This window comes from Ornithinibacillus salinisoli (genome assembly GCF_042684965.1).
Classification (GTDB): domain Bacteria; phylum Bacillota; class Bacilli; order Bacillales; family Amphibacillaceae; genus Ornithinibacillus; species Ornithinibacillus salinisoli.
In genome coordinates, this window is sequence record NZ_JBHUMI010000046.1 from 82,361 (window position 1) to 104,403 (window position 22,043).

Genomic DNA, 22,043 nt, shown 5'->3' on the forward strand with positions numbered 1-22,043 from the left:
CCTTAAATCCTTCAAAAAGTTATCCCTTGTCATTCTCGTTTCAATCTTCGCTTTTAAAACAATCTTACGAAAAAATTCACTATTTTTACTTATTCATTTGCTATTTTAATTATTAGACTCCGAGTATATAATAAACACTGCACTATTTATACGTGTTATTTTCAGAATATTATCATTGGTTATTCTTTTCAACCAAGAAGGAAGGGGCATAATATACATGGATAATCAAAAGAAAAAAGGATTTTTTCAACGGTTTTTGGATGTAGTAGAGTATGTAGGGAATAAGTTACCGCATCCTGTTACATTATTCGCAATATTAGCATTAGTTGTGTTAGTGCTTTCAGCTGTTGTTTCTTCCTTTGGAATCAGTGTAGAACACCCTGGGAAACCTGGGGAAATGGTAGAGGTTAAAAACCTTCTAAATGCTGAGGGAATTCAGTATATATTTGGCAGTATGACGGAGAACTTTATTGGATTCGCACCACTCGGAGTTGTACTACTAACAATGTTAGGAATTGGTTTAGCAGAACGTACAGGGTTAATTAGTGCTTTACTTCGTGGGTTCGTGCTTAGTGTGCCAAAACGCTTTATTACGTTAGGTCTTGTATTTGCTGGGATCATGTCAAGTGTTGCTTCAGATGCTGGATATGTTGTTTTACCACCACTTGGTGCCTTGATTTTTGCAGCAGTTGGACGTCATCCATTAGCTGGTCTAGCAGCAGCATTTGCGGGTGTTTCTGGTGGATTTAGTGCAAACTTGTTTTTATCAGGAACAGATGCATTACTTGGAGAACTAACAATAGCAGGGGCGACAATCGTTAGTCCTGAATATGCAGAAACAATGAACATTGCGATGAACTATTACTTTATTATTATTTCAACATTTATACTTACGTTTGTTGGTGCATGGGTAACGGAAAAAGTAGTAGAACCGCGTCTAGGAGAATATAAAGGCGATTATCGAGAAAAGCTAGAGAAATTAAAAGGTACAGAGAAAAAAGGACTTATTTGGGCTGGTGTTTCTGTACTAGTAGCCGTAATTTTAATGGCATTGTTGATTTTACCTGAAAACGCTCCAATGCGTGGTGAAGACGGAGCAATCATTCAATCACCATTTATGAGTTCACTAGTTCCAATCATAGCGATTCTATTCTTTATTCCTGGACTTGTATATGGAAAAGTAACAAAAGTTATCAAAAATGACAAAGATGTAGCAGGTCAAATGTCTGACACGATGGCAGCAATGGGGATGTTTATCGTATTAGCGTTTACTGCAGGACAATTTGTTGCATATTTCAATGAATCAAACTTAGGATTAGTGCTTGGTGTATATGGAGCAGAATTCTTACAAAATGTTAGTTTAACAGGTATTCCATTAGTGATCTTGTTTATTATTATTGCTGCCTTTATCAATATCTTTATTGGTAGTGCATCTGCAAAATGGGCAATGATGGCACCGATTTTTGTGCCAATTATGATGCAAATGGGCTATTCTCCAGAGTTAACACAAATGGCTTATCGTATTGCAGATTCATCAACTAACATCATTTCACCATTAATGACATACTTCGCAATTATAATTGCTTTTGCACAGAAGTATGATAAGAAAATGGGTATTGGTACATTGATTTCTACGATGTTCCCATATGCCATGTTCTTCTTAGTAAGCTGGACAATCATGTTAATTATTTGGATGCTATTCGGAATTGATTTAGGACCAGCTGGACCAATTTTATACAATAATTAATCACGTAAATGCATTACTCCACGGAGTAATGCATTTTTGTATTTGTCAGATAATCCCATTGAATTTATAAGGTTAACTATTTTATACTTTTGTAAGCAATTGTTTTAAAGGGATATTTTTCTGAAAATAATATATTTTGTGTATGCTTTTACTTCAATACTACTTTTTAGTATAGTTATAGTATAAATATGGAAGCATTTTTGTAGTGCAATTATCATGAGAAGGAGCGAACAAATGGTACAAAATACAGCAGTATACAATGACAAAATCGAAAAAGTAATAGCGAATATCAATTTAGTAATGATTGGGAAAGAGGAAGCTGCAACCTTAAGTATGGTAGCCTTACTGGCAGAAGGCCATGTATTACTTGAGGATGTACCTGGAGTTGGAAAAACAATGCTTGTTCGTACCCTCGCGAAATCACTAGATTGTGATTTTAAACGAATTCAATTTACTCCAGATTTATTACCATCCGATGTAACAGGCGTCTCCATTTATAACCCTAAAGAAATGGAATTTGAATTTCGCGGAGGACCAATATTAGGCAATATTGTACTAGCTGATGAAATTAACCGTACTTCTCCTAAGACACAGTCATCACTTCTTGAAGGAATGGAGGAACACAGTATTACTGTCGATGGTAAAACTATTAAACTTCCAAAACCATTTTTCGTTATGGCAACTCAAAACCCAATTGAATATGAGGGAACATATCCGTTACCAGAGGCACAGTTAGACCGGTTTATATTAAAATTAAGTATGGGGTACCCGTCTATGGACGAAGAGTTAATTATGCTTGAGCGTACTGCAAGAGACCATCCGATTGAATCGATTGAATCCGTAATGACAAAAGACGAATTAGTAGCAATTCAACAAGATGTGAAAGACGTATATATTGATAAAAATGTTCAGCAATATATCGTTAATTTAGTAAGAGGGACAAGGGATCATGCTTCTATTTTTCTAGGGGTAAGTCCTCGTGGATCAATAGCATTAATGAGGTCTGCAAAATCATATGCGTTTATTAAAGGACGTGACTATGTGCTGCCAGATGATGTGAAATATTTAGCGCCATTTGTACTTTCCCATCGAGTAATTTTAAACTCAGAAGCTAAATATGATGGAAAGACAAATCGTGAGCTAATTGAAGAAATAGTGAAGAATACCTTTGTTCCAATTCGAAAGGAATTTCGTTAATGAAGGAATCATTACGCTTTATCGGTAAATTCGTCTTTATATTTACCTTGTTTGCGGCCCTATTCTCGTTCGCGATGTTTCAGGGTGGGTTCACGAGTTGGTTTTTATTCTATAGCTTTTTACCGATTTTTTTATATCACATTGGTTTGCTCTTTTACCCTATTAAAAATTGGAAAGTTTCGAGAAAATTATCCCACCATGTTATTCGAGCGGGTGATGGTGTGTCTGTTTCGGTAGAGATTGATCGGAAATTTCCCTTTCCACTTTATTACTGTATTTGTGAGGAGATCTTTCCAGTTAGCTTAAATAAAGTAGATAATCGGCATGAAAAATATCACCATCTCGAACAACCGAACAAGTTGTATAATAATCGAAGTATTAAGAAAATCACTTTCCCATGGTTTAAACGTAAAATAGCGTTATCTTATACCATTAAGCATATTCCGCGCGGGGAGCATCAATTAAATGCGGTCCGAATTCGTACGGGTGATATTTTCGGATTGATTAAGAAGGATCATGTGTTTCAAGTTTCCGATGCTTTGATTGCTTATCCTGATGAACGACCAATCGTATTGATGGAAAAGATCAGTAGCTATGAACAAGGTTCGATCTCTTCTTATACAATGAACTTGAAAAATACAAATGTTGCAACTGGAATACGTGAATATATGCCTGGGGATCGTTTTTCTTGGATTGATTGGAAACAAACTGCTAAGAAAAATGAGGTCATGACAAAGGAATTCGAGCAGGAAAAAAGTACCGATACATTAATTGTTTTAGATGGCTGCTATTACAACGGCTTAAATCCATTAGCATTTGAAGCAACGGTTGAAGTTAGTATGTCCTTAATGGAAACAATTCGTCAACAAGCTTCACAAGTTGGTTTTTTATCGATTGGCAAAGACGTTGCATTATTTCCAGTTCAACACGATCCAACGAAAAAAGAATGGATACGTAAGCATTTGACGCGAATATATCCAACTAAAACGAAACCGTTTTCTTTGCTATTAAAAGAAGAAATGTTTAAGATTGCCAACGACTTTTTCGTTGTCGTGGCTACTACTCGGATGGATGAACAATTAAAAGATACATTAAAGCAAATAAAGTTACGGAAAAAGCGTGTTTCTGTGGTCTATATTCAATCTAAAAATAGAATTTCTGAAGATGAATATCATATGTTGAAGCAACTACAGCATGAGGGAATTGGTATTAATATTCTAACCGAAAAAGAACTTGTAAATAATCCTATAGGGGTGAGTGGACTGTGAGTCGATCATATAATAACAACATACCAACCATCTACACCTCTATCCTATATATCTTCGGTTTATTACTATTTTTGGAATGGCTATATCCTGTTGAAAAGGTTACAGATACTACGAACCTAAGTGTTTTTATTATCTATACGCTGTTTTGTTTTATCATTACTATTTTACAAGTAAAATGGTGGATCTCTGCTCTTTTAAAAGGATTTGGCTTATTGTTTATTATTAATGGTCTATTCTCGGAATTTAGTTTGATTAGCCGATTATGGTTTGAACAATTATTTACTATGATTGGTGTTAATTTTCAAGCGTTATTTTCCCAAGAGTGGAATGATTTAACTGGAATGTTTCGAAGTATTTTATTTTTAATTATTATTTGGTTAATGAGTTATTTAATCCATTATTGGTTTATTCAGATGAAACGTATATTCATCTTCGTGCTGCTTACTATTGTATATTTGGCGGTACTAGATACATTCACCATATATGATGCTAGTATTCCAATAGTTCGTACCTTTGCTCTTGCATTTCTAGGGTTAGGAATGGCGAACTTCTTTAAGGAAATACAAATGGAAAGGATTTCGTTTTCATGGACAAATAAGAATACAGTTTGGATGATACCATTAATATTAATCGTATTATTTTCCACAGTTATAGGTTATGCAGCACCGAAATTTGAACCACAATGGCCAGACCCTGTTCCATTTATTAAAAATGCTGCAGGTGGATCAGGTGGTGGTAACGGTGCTATTCAAAAAGTAGGCTATGGAGAAGATGATTCCAGACTCGGAGGATCTTTTGTCCAAGATTATTCTCCTGTTTTTCAAGCTGTAGCGAAAAAGGACCATTATTGGCGAATTGAATCAAAGGACTTGTATACAGGGAAAGGCTGGCTCCATTCAAATGAACCTGATTATGTAGAACAAAATAACGGAAACATTTTATTAGAGGACTATGGCGCAGATGTCGAAACAGAACGACTTGAAGCGATTTTAGACTTTGAAGAAAATACCAATATCCCTAAGTTAGTATATCCATACGGTACGAACAAGGTGGAAGCGGATGGAAATGCCATGTTCCTATTAAATCATCTTAGTGGTGAAATTAGTACCAAGTCAGCTAATAAAGATGTCGCACTTACTGATTATACGATCTTGTATGATTATCCTTCCTTCCCACTAGATAAAATGCGAGAAGATATAGATTTTGGCGGCGATAAGAAAGATCAGTATACTCAGTTGCCTTCTACATTACCTGATCGTGTCGGTCAGTTAGCAGAGGAAATAACATCCTCTTTTACTACGCAGTATGATAAAGTAAAGGCTATTGAAAATTATTTTGGTAGAAATGGGTTTGTCTATCAAACTACGGATGTCCCAGTTCCTAGTGATGACCAGGACTATGTTGATCAATTCCTATTTGATTCTAAAGTAGGCTATTGTGATAATTTTTCAACTTCCATGGTCGTTCTATTGCGTACATTGGATATCCCAGCTAGATGGGTAAAAGGCTTTACGAGTGGGGAACAGATTGAAGATTATGTTAATGGAGATTCCTCTTACAACGTGTATGAGGTAACAAATTCGAATGCGCACTCTTGGGTAGAAGTGTATTTCCCTGAAGTTGGTTGGGTACCATTTGAGCCAACCCAAGGGTTCACAAATTTAACAGATTTTTATTCCGATACAAACACCGAAAATGCAGATGATGCATTGGAAGCACCGACACCAGAATTGGAAGAATCGGAAGAGCCAGACCCTAAGGATCTAGAGAAAGATGAAGCGGTGGAAGCAATCAATCAAGATAATGCTAGTGGTGGTTCTGACGGATTCACGCTAAATTGGTGGCAAATCGTCATAGGAGGAGTAATCCTCATTATCATAGCTATTGTAATCTATCGGAAAAGATTCCATTTGCGATCATATCTATTAGAACGGAAATGGCTCAAAAATCAGGACCCTGAAGCATATCAGGATGCCTATCATTTTGTGTTAAAACTATTAAAACATCAAGGGTTTTCTAGAAACCCGGATCAAACCTTACGTGAATATGCAAAACGAATTGATTCTTGGTATAGTACGGATTCAATGAGACGTCTGACGAATGAATACGAGAAAATAATCTATAAAAATGAACTTGATTCCTATACTGTGACAGAAATGAAAGACTTATGGAAAAATTTCATCAAACAGATATTGGGTTGACCATGAGCGAATTCGCTAGTAGAATAAGTTTAACTTATACAAATAAATACATGTACTTCGTATATCCTCGATAATATGGTTCGAAAGTTTCTACCAGGGCACCGTAAATGCCCTGACTATGAAGGCGGAATATCTTTGATTTTTTCGAAAACCTGGAATTCTGCCTTTTTGTAGTTTATATACGAAAAGGTAAGTGTCCAGGTTTTTCGTTTTTTCAACAGTTATATAACACATCATATCAATATACAAAACAGTTAGGAGCGTTAACATGAACAACAATGAAATGATTTTAGTATTAGACTTTGGAAGTCAATATAATCAATTGATTACGAGAAGAATTCGAGAATTCGGAGTCTACAGTGAGTTACATTCGCATAAAATCTCTGTGGAAGAAATTAAACGATTAAATCCGAAAGGGATTATTTTATCGGGTGGTCCTCATAGTGTCTATGATGAGAACAGTTTTCGTCCCAACAAAGAGATTTTTCAGTTAGGAATTCCAGTACTTGGTATTTGTTATGGTATGCAATTAATGGCATTGCATTTTGGAGGAAAAGTTGAGAAAGCGAAAAATCGTGAATATGGAAAAGCAACCATTCATTTGCAACATGATCCTGTCTTATTTAAAAACACTCCAAATAGCCAAACAGTTTGGATGAGTCATGGAGATAAAGTGGTAGAAGAGCCATCAAATTTCCAAGTAGATGCAACAAGTTCTTCTACACCAATTGCAGCGATGAGTTATCCTGAAAAGCAAATGTACGGGGTGCAATATCATCCAGAAGTGCGCCACTCAGAATATGGCAACCATTTATTAAAGCAGTTTGTGTTTGATGTATGTGCGTGTAATGGAGAATGGACCATTGAAAACTTTATTGATATGGAAGTTGATCAAATCCAGAAAAAGGTAGGTGACAGGAAAGTACTTTGTGCACTTAGTGGCGGGGTAGATTCTTCTGTTGTTGCAGCGTTAATCCATAAAGCCATTGGGGATCAGCTAACATGTATTTTTGTTGACCATGGATTGCTTCGAAAGAATGAAGCAGATGATGTCATGAAGATTTTTGCTGATGATTTTAAAATGAATATAATAAAAGTCGATGCCTCTGAGCGATTTTTAACGAAATTACAAGGTGTAGATGATCCTGAGAAAAAACGAAAGATTATTGGAAATGAATTCATTTACGTATTTGATGATGAAGCAGAAAAATTAAAAGATATTGATTTTCTTGCCCAAGGAACATTGTATACAGATATTATTGAGAGTGGTACGGAAACAGCACAAACAATTAAATCACATCATAATGTTGGTGGACTTCCGGAAGATATGCAATTCGAACTAATTGAACCGTTAAATACGTTATTCAAGGATGAAGTTCGTGAGCTAGGGTCACAACTTGGATTGCCTGATCGAATTGTTTGGCGCCAACCATTCCCTGGACCAGGGTTAGCTATCCGTGTGTTAGGTGAAGTGACAGAAGAAAAACTAGAAATCGTCCGAGAGTCAGATGCGATTTTACGTGAGGAAATAGCGGCTGCTGGACTTGATCGAGACATATGGCAATATTTCACCGTGCTACCGAACATCCGGAGTGTAGGTGTTATGGGAGATGCTCGAACGTATGATTACACAATAGGAATTCGTGCGGTAACCTCTATTGATGGAATGACATCGGATTGGGCACGCATTCCTTGGGATGTTCTGGAGAAAATTTCAACTCGTATCGTAAATGACGTAGCACATATTAACCGAGTAGTTTATGACATTACGAGTAAGCCACCTGCTACGATTGAGTGGGAGTAGAAAACGAATGATTTTAAATAAAGACAATAAAATGTTCGGATTTTGTTGACATTTGTCTATCGAAATAGTATTATAGCCATAGGAATTATTAAAAACTTTATATTTAATGCGTATAATTTAGGGAATATGGCCCAAAGTTTCTACCAGACTGCCGTAAATGGTCTGACTACGCAGATTTAGTAATTATTGTATGGAGAGATCTTCCGCACTATTTGAAGATTGATAGCTTTCTATATGAATTACTTTTTCTTGCTTAGTTCATGGTAGCACTCTTGGGATCAAGGGTGTTTTTTTATTTCCTTAGAAAAACTTGGCTTTTCGCCAAGCTTTCATGGCGATAGCCTTAGTTGCACTTATGCAAGATAGGGATGTTCCATATTTTCCTATTTGCGAAAAATTGGGGAGGAAGCATAATGAAGAAGTATTTTCAATTTGAAGAATTAGGTACAAATTACCGCACAGAATTTACAGCTGGATTAACCACATTCTTAGCGATGGCATATATTCTTTTTGTAAATCCGGACTTACTTGGTGCAACAGGTATGGATCAAGAAGCAGTATTTGCTGCTACTGCAATTGCAGCTGCTGTAGGTTCACTATTCATGGGACTTATTGCAAAGTATCCTATTGCACTTGCGCCAGGTATGGGCTTGAATGCATTTTTTGCTTTTACTGTCGTAATTGGTTATGGCATTCCTTGGGAAACAGCGTTAGCTGGTGTATTAGCATCTGGACTTATTTTTATTGTGTTAACATTATCTGGATTACGTGAAAAAATTATAAATGCTATCCCTGGAAACTTAAAGAAAGCAGTTGGAGCTGGTATTGGCTTATTTATCGCATTTATTGGACTTCAAAGCGCAGGAATTGTTGTTGGGGATGAAGCGACATTAGTTGGTTTAGGGGATATCACGTCTCCGACTGTATTGCTCGCTATTTTTGGACTAGTTGTATCCGTAGTATTGTTAGCATTCGGAGTAAAAGCTGGAATATTTTACGGTATGATTCTTACAACGATTGCTGGCATAATCTTTGGCTTTACAAAATTAGAAGGTGTTGTTGGTGGTATTCCGAGTGTAGCACCAACATTTGGTCAGGCATTTTTACACTTTGGTGATATTTTCACATTGGAAATGCTTGTTGTTATTTTAACGTTTTTATTCGTTGACTTCTTTGACACAGCAGGAACATTAGTTGCGGTGGCATCACAAGCAGGGTTGGTAAAAGACAATAAATTACCACGTGCTGGGAAAGCATTATTTGCTGATTCAGCCGCCACTGTAGTTGGGGCAACGGTTGGAACGTCAACAACTACTTCTTATGTAGAGTCTTCTGCTGGAGTCGGTGTAGGTGGTCGATCAGGATTTACAGCAGTTGTTGCAGGAGGATTTTTCTTATTAGCATTGTTTTTCTCACCTTTGTTAAGTGTAGTTACTTCTGAAGTAACGGCTCCTGCATTAATTATTGTTGGTGTATTAATGGCTTCAGCATTGAAGGATATTGAGTGGGATCAATTTGAAATTGCTGTACCTGCATTTTTGACAGTTATTGCGATGCCACTAACGTACAGTATCGCTACAGGTATTGCGATCGGGTTTATCTTCTATCCAATTACGATGCTCATTAAAGGTCGTGGGAAAGAAATTCATCCAATCATGTACGTACTGTTCGTTATCTTTGTACTATACTTTATTTTCTTGAACAAATAATAAAAAGCGAGATCACCGATCAGATATCGGATGGTCTCGCTTTTTTTTCAATTTGTTATTATCCCTGTTCTGAAACCTTTTTTCCAAATGGCAATGCATGATAGATCGATAGAAGAATTGTTCCAGCAACTGCTAAGCAACCCATAAAGAAGTATAATCTACCACCACCAAAAGAATCAATTAATGCTCCTCCCATTAAAGAGCCGATAATACCGGAGATCCCAAAGAAAGTGGCAAAAAATACAAGATGACCGGTCGACTGTAATAACTTTGGAATAAGACGAGAAACGTAGTCAAACGCAGCTAGATAAAATACCCCAAAGGTCAATCCATGTAAGAATTGCAATGCAATCACGTACATCGGATCATCTGCTAGAGCATAGATAAACCAACGAATACTATAAAGTACCCCCGCTATTATGACGAAAAATAATGGATGAAATTTTTTAAACCAATATCCAGCCAAAAAGAATACGGCAGCTTCACTTGCAACTCCGACAAACCATGCCAGACCAACTAAAAAATCGTTACCGCCAAGCTGTTCGATGTATAATCCCATAAAGCTATCATTTGCGCGATGAGATATTGTAATAAATAGCATTAATACCAAGAATATAAGAAATGGTTTATTTTTAATTAGCTTTCCGACATCTTTGATATGAACTGGTTTAGATTCTACTTTGACATCTTTCAATCGAAATGTAACGAATAAAGCAATGATGCCAAAAAATAGATATGGCCAGATCATATACTGCACTCCGGCCTTATTTAGAATGGCGCCAATTAGGAGTGAGGAAGTAGCAAATCCGATCGATCCCCAAGTTCGGATAGATCCGAAAGAAGCTCCAAGATCATCCGCTCGCCGCTGAGCTAAACTATCTCCGAGAGCACCAATTGGAGTTACAAAGAAATAGAATATCGCCCCCATTAATAGAATAGTCACTAATGTATTCATTTGAAAGAAAAGCACGCTACCTATTAGCAGCCCCACGATACAAATTAACAGGATTCGCTTTACGGTTTTGTATTTATCACTTAAGTACCCCCAAAAGGGTTGTGCAAAGATAGACGCGAGAGGTCCGATGGCTAGTACATACCCAATCTCCGTTCCTTCTAATCCCTTATATTTTAAGTAAAGGGGTAAATAACTAAGAATGATAGTGTTTGTAGCATGAAAGCTAAATAATAGCATTTTTAATGGTATTAATGATTCTGTTTTTGACAAGATGTCCGCTCCTAATCTGTTTCATAATGTAAGAGCAATTATACTACTTTAACTTGGATACGGAAAGGATTTCAGGTTTGCAGAAATACTGTATTGGGGGATGAAAGATAGAGTGGGGAAAGTTAATGTTCGCCTAGAAAATACATAGATATCCGATGGATTATTCGTTATTTGTGAAGGCTATGAAACGCAATTGCTTGTCCCATAACAGTTGAAAGTCCTTCATCAAGGGAATGAAGGACGAAACATAACAGTATAACAAGAAAATGAAGGTTCATTTCATTTGAAAAATATCTTATCTATTTTTACTTACAAATACCATGGGATTAACTATTCTTACGGTACCCGCACCCTTAACGAGTTCCCTTATTTCCACGTATCTTCAATAAATTCATCACGACCAGACTTCGCTCGGTCTTCTTTATATTCCGTTTCATTTTTCTTATAAAAATCTTGGTGATAATCCTCTGCCGGGTAGAATGTAACAGCTGGTAATATCTCTGTTACGATTGGTTTCGCAAATTTTCCACTTTCAGCTAATTTCGTTTTGGAAGCTTCAGCTAATTGCTTTTGCCCCGCATCCTGATAAAAAATAGCTGTTCGGTATTGTTCCCCGCGATCATGGAATTGTCCGCCAGCATCTGTTGGGTCGATTTGTCGCCAGTAGACTTCTAATATCTCTTGATAGGAAATAATACTAGGGTCGAATGTAATTTCTACGGCCTCATAGTGACCAGTAGTTCCACTTTTCACATCCTCATACGTAGGGTTTTCAAGGCTTCCTCCTGTATACCCGGAAACGATTCGGTGAACACCATCCCACTTGTCAAATGGTTTCACCATACACCAAAAACATCCACCAGCAAATATTGCTTTTTTTAACGTAGTCAAATCCTTCCCTCCGATGCATTATATTACTGCTTCATAATTCACTTTATATAAGAATATATATTTACAAACTTATCACATTTCACAAATAGTATCACGAAATAAATACAATCCTATGAAGCTATGTTAAAATGATAGAACATTAAGATTATTGAAAGGGGTGTCATTGATGCGAGATATACCGATTGTTCAAAGCCAATATAGTCCATTACCAATAAGGGAGCGCTTTGTCAGACGTGGACAGTTGAACAAAAAGCTGAGTCATGTGTCCAACTATTCGTTGACTTTATTATATGCTGGTGCAGGGTATGGAAAGAGTACGGCCCTATCTTTATATGCTCATGATCATGGTTTGGCAGCATGCTGGTTTTCCATATCTCCAAATGATGACGATATACTGCCTTTCTTAACTAAAGTAAGTTATGCAATTAAAATCAAATACCCAACTTACGGTGATGCGATCCAAAAAGAACTAGATTCGCTAGGAAATTTCGTTGATACAGAACAGATATATGGAATAGCTTCTACATTTATTAATGAAATTGTATCACTACAAGAAGAAGTTACATTGATTCTTGACGACTTTCATCACGTGATGAATTCATATGAAATTGAAAAATGGATTTTGTTTGTTTTGGAGCATATTCCTGCAAATTTACATATCGTACTTTCTAGTCGCAATAAACCGAAGTGGGAGGTGCTTCCGGCATTAAAATTAAAGGGCGATTTAATAGAGATTTCACAAGAAGATCTAACCTTATCACGGAATGAAATGGACTATATCTTAGAAGAATCTTTGCAAATGAAAATTAGTGAAGCGGAATTAACAAAAATCTATCAATTAACAGAAGGATGGGCGATAGCTTTTAATATGCTTAGCCAGCAGTTAAATGACAAGACATCCATAGAAAACATCTTTCGAAATCGGCAAAATTCATTAGGTGAACTATTCGAGTATTTGGCATCAGAAGTGTTGGCAAAGCAGTCATTAATCATCCAACAATTTTTAATGCAATCAAGTATTTTGGAAGATTTATCACCTGAAGTTTGTGATAAAATGCTGCAGATAAATGGATCAGAGGAAATACTACATGGTTTATTGGAACAAGGCCTTTTTGTTGCCGAAGGGGAAGGAAATTCCTATCGATATCATGCATTATTTAAAGCATTTTTAGAAAATCAATTAATAAAAAACTATAAGCAAGAGCACTATTCATTGCATGATCGAGCAGGTCATTTCTTTCAGACAAAAAGAAATCTAGAAGCAGCATTGTATCATTACCGAAAAATCAACAAATACCATGAGGTAGCAAGTATTCTGAAAGACTATGGGGCAGTGATGCTTCGTTTAGGAAGATTACAAAACCTCTATGAAATCGTATTAGATATACCGGATGAACAGAAGCAGGTTTATCCTGTGTTATATTTCTATCAAGGAGAAATTGAGCGTTACCGTTCCATGTATGAAAAAGCGGAAAGAAACTATGAACGTATGATCAGTATTCTTCCGGAATATGATCAGGAGAATTACAATTTAATAGGACTAGCATTTGAAGGAAAGGCTCGCATTTATTTAGATACCATACAACCTGAACAAGCGGAACGATTTGTGAAACAAGCTATTCAGATGAGAGAAAAAGCGAATCCCCCAAAAGAAGAAATGGCACAGTTATACCAGCTAATGGCAGAGAACCTATTAAACTTTGGACAAGCAGGTAAAGCAGATACTTGGTTGGAGCAAGCAAAAGCGTTAAATCTACCATTGGAAGAAGGAAATTTACAAGCGCGAATCTATCTTCGAACAGGAAAATTAGCAAAAGCTAAGGAAGTATTACTACTTCGTAAAGAAACACATAAGGATGTAAATAAAACGCAGGTTCCACAGTCTCACAGAGAAACTGATATCTTATTAGCAATTATCGAAGCTTTCATGGGAAATGCAGTGGAAAGTAAGCAGCTTGCTTCCAAGGCTATTCAACATGGACTAGAGATAAAATCGCCATTTGTTGAAGCATGCGGATGGATGAGAATGGGGCATGCTGTTCAATTATTGGATCAATATGATGAAGAGCTAGCTATAAAATGCTATGAGACGGCATTAGAAATTATGGAAAAGATAAATGTATCAAGAGGAAAAGCAGAGCCATATATGGGATTAGCCATTTTGTACGGTAAAAGAATGGAATATGCACGAGCGATTGACACGGCGAAAAAGGGATTGTCAGAGACGGAGAGAGTGAAGGATCGATGGCTTAGTGCCCTTATTAAGCTAGGTATTGCTATAACAGAGGTTTATAATGTAAATCTTAATCATGCCAGTCAAATAATCGATAATACCCGTAACGAATTTATGGCTTGTGGTGATAGATATGGTGTAATGGTAACTACCTTTTGGAGAGCTTATGTTGCTCATCACATGGAAGATGAAGGAACATTTAAACAAGAAATAGATATATTTTTACAAGAAGTTCATACCGAGGAATATGATTTTTTCTTAAAAAAGAGAACAACCTTTGGTCCTACTGATTTACAAAATTTTGTTCCGTTGCTCTTAAAAGCAAAGCAACTAGGAATTGCACCTCAACTAGTTAATAAATACATGCATGAACTAAATTTAAATGATAATATCAAAAGTCATCCGGGATATACATTAGTAATTCATGCCCTCGGACAACTGAAAGTTTGGATCGGAAAAAAACAAATTGAGACCCGAGATTGGCAAAGAGAAAAAGCAAGGGAATTATTTGAGCTGTTTATAACGAATCGAAATAATTTCATATCGAAGGAGAAAATTTTTGAATGTCTGTGGCCAGATCTTGAGGAAACAGCAGCTAATAAAAACTTTAAGGTTGCGTTAAATGCTTTGTTAAAAGCGTTAGAGCCGAAAAGAAAAGCAAGAGAAGATTCCTTCTTTATCTTACGCAAAGGTGGAACGTATGGATTAAATCCAGATTCCGTATATGAGTTAGATACGATTAATTTTGAAGAATCGATATCACGTGGCTTGGAAGAAAAAGACCCTAAAAGAGCAAAGGATTTGTTAGAAAAAGGATTGAGCTATTATCAAGGTGATTTTTTAATGGATCTTCGTTTTGCAGATTGGTGTTTACCAGAACGAGAACGTCTACAATTAATTTTCCTTCGTGGTGCAGAACGATTGGCACAAGTAAATGTAAGGTTACAATTTTTTAATGCGAGTATCGAGTGGTGTGAACGGATTTTATCAGTCGATCACACATGGGAAGAGGCATATCGACTTTTAATGTACAGTTATTATCAACTTCATAATCGTCCACAGGCCATGAAATGGTATGAAAAATGCTGTCATGTTTTAGAGCGAGAACTTGGAGTAGCGCCCATGCCCCCTACAAAAGAAATGTATTTGTTAATTATGGAGTCTGAGCAATTAAATACGTACTACTAAACCCTTTCTTGCAAAGGGTTTTTATATTGTTACCAGTAGCGATTCGCATATAAATAGAAATATTCGCCTACAAGCAACAATTAACAGCGAAGTGTATTCCCGTAGAGGTTCTCAGAGCGATATACTATTTCGCAGTATATATCAAAATAGTAACAATCGATGTGAGAAGGAAAATTTCTCAAAAATGTATTGAAAATTTTTAGAAAGTTTTTTATAATATAAAAAGTGAGAGGTGAGTCATATGTCAGAAATGAAAACGGATCGCTTAACAATTAAGGGAATGAAAACAAGGAAGAAGATCCTAGATACGGCTGAAAAAATTTTTGGTGAGAACGGGTATTTTGAGACATCGGTCGCAGAAATCACCGTTAGAGCAGGTGTCGCTCAAGGAACGTTTTATAATTATTTTCCAACCAAAAAAGCTGTATATGATGAATTAATCTATCAGCTTAGTTCTAGTTTTAGACACCATATAAAAAATGCAATGCGTGATAAAACAACCTTTGAAGAGAAACAGCGTGCAGGTTATTTAGCATTTTTTGAATGGGTCATGAATCACCGGGATTTATACAGTATTGTGCAACAATCCGTTCTAGTCGATAAAAACTTGTATCGGTGGTATTACGAGAAAATTGCAGCAGGTTTTATTACGTCTATTGAAGATGCGATCAGTAACAAGGAGTGTAAATCAATCGACCCAGAAACAGTTGCTTATTGTTTAATGGGGATTGGGCAATTTATCGGGATGCGCTGGGTGCTCTGGGAGGAAGAACATGTTCCGGAAAAAGTCTTTGATGAGGCAATGGAAGTAATATTTCATGGACTACATTTTCGAGAGGAGGTGAATTGATTGGAAGCAATATCCTATTGGGTTCATAAGAGAGCCTTTATTACTCCTGACCGTGTAGCGCTCATTAGTGATCAGAGCATTTATACGTATTTCACTTTATCGGTTAAAATCCAACAAAAGGCTGCCTTTTTGCAGAACCACCTCCAATTGCAAAAGGGAGATCGCGTTGCTATCCTATCGCAAAATCGTGAGGAATACATGATTTCCTATTTTGCGATTGCTCAACTAGGGTTGGTGGCTGTACCGTTAAATATTCGTTTGACTGCTCCAGAGTTAGCATTTCAAGTAAAAGATAGTGGTGCCACAACGATTCTTTATGAAGAGGAAACAATGGATTTATATCAAGAAATCTGTGATCATGTCAATTTTGTAAACGCTTACGATTTTACTCAACCAATTATGTATAGTGAAGAAAGCATAACAGAGGTTGCTGTGGATGTAGCAAATGATCCATATGTTATTTGTTATACCTCTGGAACTACGGGTAGGCCTAAGGGGGCTGTCTTAACACAAGCAAATATGTTTTGGAACGCTTTAAATAACCAGTATGCGATTGATATTACGTCAGCCGATAACGTCATCGTTCTCCTACCATTATTCCATATTGGAGGTATGGGTTTATTCGCATTTCCGGCCATTCTGGCAGGAGGAACTGTTGTTATTCCAGGGAAATTTAATCCAGGGGATGCCATTGAAAAGATACAAGCGTATGAGATTTCAATCGTGATGGGAGTTCCAACGATCCATGATGCTATTCGAAGGCATCCGTTATTTGAAACGGCAAACTTTGATTCCGTAAGGTGGTTTTATAGTGGGGGTGCACCATGTCCAAATGAATTAATCCAAGCATATCTTGATCGGGGATTACCTTTTGGGCAAGGAATGGGTATGACCGAAACGGCACCTACTATTTTTATGCTATCGAAAGAAGATTATAAACGAAAGGTAGGTTCGATCGGGAAACCGGTTATGTTTTGTGATATAGCAATTGTTGATGACAACGGAAATCAGGTCAGAAATGGTGAAATTGGTGAACTACTTATTAAAGGACCTCATGTGATGAAAGAATACTGGGGTCTTCCAGACAAGACAAAAGAAGCCATTCAGCATGGCTGGTTCTATTCGGGTGATTTAATGAGACAAGACGAAGAAGGATTTGTCTATGTTGCTGGACGAAAGAAGGACATGATTATATCTGGCGGAGAAAACATCTATCCATTGGAGATAGAACAAATCTTGAAAGAACTCCCACAAATTAATGAGGCAGCTGTAATTGGTGTACAGGATGAGAAATGGGGGGAGGTTCCAATTGGGTTCATTTCCTTTAATAAGAAAGAAAACCTGACTGAAGAAGAGATGAAAGCTTTTTGTAGTACAAGACTTGCAAAATATAAAGTACCTAAACAAATTATTATTTTGACAGAACTACCTAAAAATGCAACTGGAAAAATAGACAAAAAATCATTACGTCATTATGTGATTTCGAGGTGAAACGAGATGGAATTTACAATTGGGCAAACAGCTCATTTTTCTAGGACGATAACGGAAACAGATTTTGTTTCATTTGCGGGTCTGAGTGGAGATTATAACCCCATCCATGTCGATACGGAGTATGCAAAACGTACCTTTTTTCGTGAACGAATCAGTCATGGCCTTTTAACGGCAAGCTTATTGTCTAGGTTATTAGGCATGCACTTGCCAGGACCGGGATCAGTTTATGTATCCCAAACAATGTATTTCACGAAGCCGGTTTTTATAGGTGATACGATTACGGCACGTGCAGAGGTGTTGGAGGTTCATGAAAAGAATCGATTAATCACATTACAAACAACCTGTACAAATCAGGACGGAAAAGTTGTTTTGGATGGAGAAGGTGTTATGAAGCTACCGAAGAAGGAGCAGATACGATGATTGGAATTGAAAGAACAAGCATATATGAACCAGAAACGATTGAAACTGCAGCAGAATTAGCAATAAAAACAACGATTCCAGAACAAGTCATTCAAGAAAAATTTGGGCTATATGAGAAAAGAATTGCCCTGGAGAGCATGCATGCTTCCGATTTAGCAATTGCTGCCGGTAAAAAGATATTAGAAGAAGTTGATCCAGCTGTGATAGATGTGGTGATTTACTTTGGGAGCCCATTCAAGGATTATCAGGTTTGGACAGCTTCCTCAAAAATCCAATATGAACTTGGTACGACCAATGCCTACGCATTTGAAATGATGAATGTTAGCTCTTGTTTCCCTTTAGCTGTAAAAGTTGCTAAAGACATGCTTGCCTCTGATAGGGGCATAAACAATATTTTGTTAGTTGGGGGATCGAAGGAGTCACAAATCATTAACTATGATAATCCCCGAGCGCGATTTATGTTTAATTTTGCAGACGGCGGAGCTGCCGCATTGGTATCAAGAAACGCATCGAAAAGTGAAATACTTGCTTCATCTATTTTAACGGATGGTTCCTTCAGTAAAGACGTACTTGTACCAGGTGGTGGCACTGTTCATCCAGTAAGTACAGAAGTCGTTGAAAATAACATGCAGTACATTGATGTGCCAGATCCAACTGGTATGAAAGAACGTCTAGATCCTGTTTCTATCCCCAACTTTGAAAAAGTCATCAAGCGATCATTAGAAAAAAGTGGAGTCTCTCTACATGACTTGAAAGTACTTCTACCACTTCACACCAAAAAATCCATGTTTAATCAAATCTTAGAAAAACTAGATCTAGAGGAAAAGCAAGCAATTTATTTAACACACCACGGACATATGTCTGCTCTTGATCCATGCTATGGATTGTATCTTGCTGAGAAAGAAGGATTATTGCAAAAAGGAGACATAGCGGTAATGGTGACAGCAGGAACTGGCTATACATGGGCTGCTACTGCTTTACGTTGGTTTGGTTCATCGCTTTTGTAACTAGCTTGTAACTACCATTCGTTATGCTTAACACAAGTAAAAATTAATGAAATATAGGGGGAATATTGTAATGAAATTAAAACGTATGTTTATGATCATGTTAGTTGTAGTATGCATAGGTTTTCTAGCTGCTTGTGGAGATGAAGGGGCATCAGGAGATTCTGAGACGATTAAAGTCGGAGTCTTATTATCTCAAACAGGTGCTCTTGAAACCTATGGAGCGCAAACCCAAAGAGGTTTTGAATTAGGAATGGAGTATGCAACAGATGGCACAATGGAAGTAGCAGGAAAAAAGATCGAATACATTTTTGAGGATACGGAGACAGATCCTACGGTTGCTCGACAAAAAGCATTAAGTCTTCTTGAAGATGAGGAAGTTGATATTCTTGTAGGCTCTTCCAGCTCGGGAGATACATTAGCAGTTACCCCATTAGCTGAAGAATATGAGACAGTAATGATCGTTGAACCAGCTGCTGCAGATAGTATCACCGGATCGGAATATAATGATTATGTATTTAGAACAGCAAGAAATTCATCGCAGGATGCATTTGCGGCTGCGGCTGCAGTGGCTGGGGAAGGTGTCAAAATTGCAACGCTCGCCCCAGACTATTCCTTTGGTCATGATGGTGCCAAAGCATTTATTGCTGCAGCGGAGGAGCTAGGAGCAGAGCTAGTGCTAGAGGAATATGCAGACCAAGCAGCAACTGATTTTACCGCTAATATCCAAAAAATTATTGAAGCTGAACCTGATTATTTGTATGTTGTTTGGTCCGGAGCTAATACACCATGGAATCAGATAGTAGACATGAAAGTACAGGATCAAGGGATTAAGGTAACGACAGGTGTAGCTGATATTGCGACACTACCATCAATGTCCCCGCTAGTTGGTATGGAAGGTTTTACTCTTTATTATCACACATTGCCTGATAATGATGTGAACAACTGGTTAGTCGAAGAGCATAAGAAAAAATTTGACGGTGAAGTTCCAGATCTTTTCACAGCAGGTGGCATGAGTGCAGCAATTGCCGCTGTAGAAGCAATTGAAAAAACGGATGGGGATACGAGTGGTGAAGCGTTGATTGAGGTGATGGAAGGTATGAGTTTTGAAACACCTAAAGGTACCATGACGTTCCGTGAAGAGGACCATCAGGCGTTACAGGAAATGTACTCTGTTACGTTAGAAGAAAGTGATGAATTCGATTATCCTGTACCTGTTTTAAAGCGTGTGCTTACACCAGAAGAAACTGCACCACCAATTATGAATCAGTAAGGTAATCATGGAGAACAATACCCTTGCCTTTGTCTGGTGAGGGTTTGTTCTACTTCATGTTAAAAAGGAGGAAAACGATGGATGCTATCTTACAAACGAAGGAGTTAACCATTTCCTTTGGTGGTCACATTGCTGTCGATTCGGTATCTGTTCACATTCCAATGAAAAAGTTCACATCAATTATTGGACCAAATGGAGCTGGTAAAACTACTTTTTTTAATTTATTGAGCGGACAATTATCTCCAACAAAAGGTTCTATTATTTATAAAGATAAAGACATCACGAAACACTCTGCAACAGAACGGACGCGTTTAGGAATAGGGAGATCGTTTCAAATTACTAACGTGTTTCCCAATTTAACTGTTTTAGAAAATGTCCGTTTAGCGGTACAGTCCCAGGCTAAAGTACGCTATAACATGATTGCTCACTATCGGCATTTTAAAAGCTTGGAGCAAAAGGCATACCAGCTATTAGAAAAAGTTTTTCTACAGGATAAAGCAGATTCGAAAGCAATTAATCTAGCACATGGAGAAAAAAGAAAACTAGAAATAGCAATGCTATTGGCCTTAGAAACAGAGATATTGCTATTAGATGAACCGACTGCGGGCATGTCATTGGAAGAGGTTCCGGCAATTATCGACGTCATTAAACATATTAAACAACATGAAGATCGAACCATCGTTTTGATAGAACACAAGATGGATATGATTATGGATCTCTCAGATGAAGTACTTGTCCTATTTCATGGAGAATTATTAGCGAAAGGGACACCAGAGGAGATTGTTAAAAACGAAATGGTCCAATCTGCATATTTAGGAGGGATGTATGATGAAGAGGAACAGTTTACTTAAATTAAATCAAGTAGAAGCATATATACAACAGTTTCATATTTTACATGATATAACATTTGAAGTTCCTAAAGGTGGGGTTACTGTACTTCTTGGAAGAAATGGAGCGGGGAAAACAACAACATTACGAACGATAATGGGCCTTAATCCTGCATCCAATGGATCGATCGTTTTTAACGAACAAGAAATTAGTAGTTTAAAGCCACACATGATTGCTAATCGAGGGATAGGATACGTTCCTGAAGACCAAGGCATTTTCGGAGACTTAACTGTAGGTGAAAATATTCGAGTTGCGATGAAAAAAGAGGATGAGGAAACGACGAATCGATTGGAATGGGTGCTCGAATTATTCCCTGACTTAAAAAAGTTCTGGACAAAACCTGGTGGGCAATTAAGTGGTGGTCAAAAGCAAATGCTGGCAATTGCTCGAGCGTATGTTAATGAAAATGAACTGCTATTAATTGATGAACCAAGTAAGGGGCTAGCTCCAATTATTGTTGAGAAAGTAATGGAATCGATACAACAAATGAAAGAGAAGACTACGATTTTATTAGTAGAACAGAATTTTTTAATGGCTAGTAAAATAGGGGATCAGTTTTATATTATCGATGATGGTCAAACGGTTCACGATGGTCAAATGACAGAATTAAAAGAAGATAAAGTGTTGATGAAGAAATACTTAGGCATTTCCTAG

At 37.2% G+C, this 22,043-nt stretch carries 16 protein-coding genes and 2 riboswitches; of the genes, 14 read left to right on the forward strand and 2 right to left on the reverse strand.

The features are described 5' to 3' along the window. Nucleotides 1-217 precede the first annotated feature (217 nt). From ACFSTA_RS20730 to ACFSTA_RS20755, 6 genes are all read left to right on the forward strand, one after another. Complete coding sequence (locus tag ACFSTA_RS20730; RefSeq protein WP_377558745.1) at nucleotides 218-1,747, forward strand: AbgT family transporter; 1,530 nt, start codon at nucleotides 218-220, stop codon at nucleotides 1,745-1,747. A 234-nt stretch (nucleotides 1,748-1,981) separates the two neighbouring features. Continuing rightward, nucleotides 1,982-2,944 (forward strand): AAA family ATPase, encoded by a 963-nt coding sequence (locus ACFSTA_RS20735; protein ID WP_377558747.1) that lies wholly within the window; start codon nucleotides 1,982-1,984, stop codon nucleotides 2,942-2,944. Beyond that, the gene (locus ACFSTA_RS20740; protein WP_377558748.1) at nucleotides 2,944-4,212 is read left to right on the forward strand and encodes a DUF58 domain-containing protein; all 1,269 of its coding nucleotides are present in this window, start codon (nucleotides 2,944-2,946) and stop codon (nucleotides 4,210-4,212) included. Before ACFSTA_RS20735 ends, ACFSTA_RS20740 begins: the two co-directional genes overlap by 1 nt. Continuing rightward, nucleotides 4,209-6,413: a transglutaminase domain-containing protein gene (locus tag ACFSTA_RS20745; protein WP_377558750.1), complete on the forward strand. Its 2,205-nt coding sequence runs from the start codon at nucleotides 4,209-4,211 to the stop codon at nucleotides 6,411-6,413. Before ACFSTA_RS20740 ends, ACFSTA_RS20745 begins: the two co-directional genes overlap by 4 nt. Before the next feature lie 37 nt (nucleotides 6,414-6,450). Further along, nucleotides 6,451-6,552, forward strand: a riboswitch (purine riboswitch). 129 nt (nucleotides 6,553-6,681) lie between these two features. Continuing rightward, nucleotides 6,682-8,217 (forward strand): glutamine-hydrolyzing GMP synthase, encoded by a 1,536-nt coding sequence (guaA, locus tag ACFSTA_RS20750; protein WP_377558751.1) that lies wholly within the window; start codon nucleotides 6,682-6,684, stop codon nucleotides 8,215-8,217. 88 nt (nucleotides 8,218-8,305) lie between these two features. Then, a riboswitch (purine riboswitch) is annotated at nucleotides 8,306-8,406 on the forward strand. Between the two features lie 224 nt (nucleotides 8,407-8,630). Beyond that, on the forward strand, nucleotides 8,631-9,926 hold the full coding sequence (locus ACFSTA_RS20755) for an NCS2 family permease (RefSeq protein ID WP_377558752.1): 1,296 nt from the start codon (nucleotides 8,631-8,633) through the stop codon (nucleotides 9,924-9,926). Nucleotides 9,927-9,984: 58 nt separating this feature from the next. Here ACFSTA_RS20755 and ACFSTA_RS20760 read toward each other — a convergent pair whose 3' ends face one another. Both ACFSTA_RS20760 and msrA read right to left on the reverse strand, forming a co-directional pair. Next, on the reverse strand, nucleotides 9,985-11,151 hold the full coding sequence (locus ACFSTA_RS20760; RefSeq protein WP_377558753.1) for an MFS transporter: 1,167 nt from the start codon (nucleotides 11,149-11,151) through the stop codon (nucleotides 9,985-9,987). 366 nt (nucleotides 11,152-11,517) lie between these two features. Continuing rightward, nucleotides 11,518-12,042 carry a peptide-methionine (S)-S-oxide reductase MsrA gene (gene msrA / locus ACFSTA_RS20765; protein ID WP_377558754.1) on the reverse strand — a complete coding sequence of 175 codons (525 nt, stop codon included), beginning with the start codon at nucleotides 12,040-12,042 and terminating at the stop codon, nucleotides 11,518-11,520. 166 nt (nucleotides 12,043-12,208) lie between these two features. Between msrA and ACFSTA_RS20770 the strand changes: the two genes are divergently transcribed. From ACFSTA_RS20770 to ACFSTA_RS20805, 8 genes are all read left to right on the forward strand, one after another. Then, on the forward strand, nucleotides 12,209-15,463 hold the full coding sequence (locus ACFSTA_RS20770; RefSeq protein ID WP_377558755.1) for a BTAD domain-containing putative transcriptional regulator: 3,255 nt from the start codon (nucleotides 12,209-12,211) through the stop codon (nucleotides 15,461-15,463). Between the two features lie 250 nt (nucleotides 15,464-15,713). Continuing rightward, complete coding sequence (locus ACFSTA_RS20775; RefSeq protein WP_377558773.1) at nucleotides 15,714-16,313, forward strand: TetR/AcrR family transcriptional regulator; 600 nt, start codon at nucleotides 15,714-15,716, stop codon at nucleotides 16,311-16,313. Further along, nucleotides 16,314-17,804 carry an o-succinylbenzoate--CoA ligase gene (menE, locus tag ACFSTA_RS20780; RefSeq protein ID WP_377558756.1) on the forward strand — a complete coding sequence of 497 codons (1,491 nt, stop codon included), beginning with the start codon at nucleotides 16,314-16,316 and terminating at the stop codon, nucleotides 17,802-17,804. It begins immediately after the preceding gene. 6 nt (nucleotides 17,805-17,810) lie between these two features. Further along, nucleotides 17,811-18,224: a MaoC family dehydratase gene (locus ACFSTA_RS20785; RefSeq protein WP_377558758.1), complete on the forward strand. Its 414-nt coding sequence runs from the start codon at nucleotides 17,811-17,813 to the stop codon at nucleotides 18,222-18,224. Further along, nucleotides 18,221-19,231 carry a 3-oxoacyl-ACP synthase gene (locus ACFSTA_RS20790; RefSeq protein ID WP_377558759.1) on the forward strand — a complete coding sequence of 337 codons (1,011 nt, stop codon included), beginning with the start codon at nucleotides 18,221-18,223 and terminating at the stop codon, nucleotides 19,229-19,231. Before ACFSTA_RS20785 ends, ACFSTA_RS20790 begins: the two co-directional genes overlap by 4 nt. A 70-nt stretch (nucleotides 19,232-19,301) precedes the next feature. Beyond that, nucleotides 19,302-20,501, forward strand: a complete 1,200-nt coding sequence (locus tag ACFSTA_RS20795; protein ID WP_377558760.1) for a substrate-binding domain-containing protein — start codon at nucleotides 19,302-19,304, stop codon at nucleotides 20,499-20,501. Nucleotides 20,502-20,578: 77 nt separating this feature from the next. Continuing rightward, nucleotides 20,579-21,352, forward strand: coding sequence for an ABC transporter ATP-binding protein (locus ACFSTA_RS20800; RefSeq protein ID WP_377558761.1), 774 nt, complete (start codon nucleotides 20,579-20,581; stop codon nucleotides 21,350-21,352). Further along, nucleotides 21,330-22,043: an ABC transporter ATP-binding protein gene (locus tag ACFSTA_RS20805; RefSeq protein ID WP_377558762.1), complete on the forward strand. Its 714-nt coding sequence runs from the start codon at nucleotides 21,330-21,332 to the stop codon at nucleotides 22,041-22,043. Before ACFSTA_RS20800 ends, ACFSTA_RS20805 begins: the two co-directional genes overlap by 23 nt.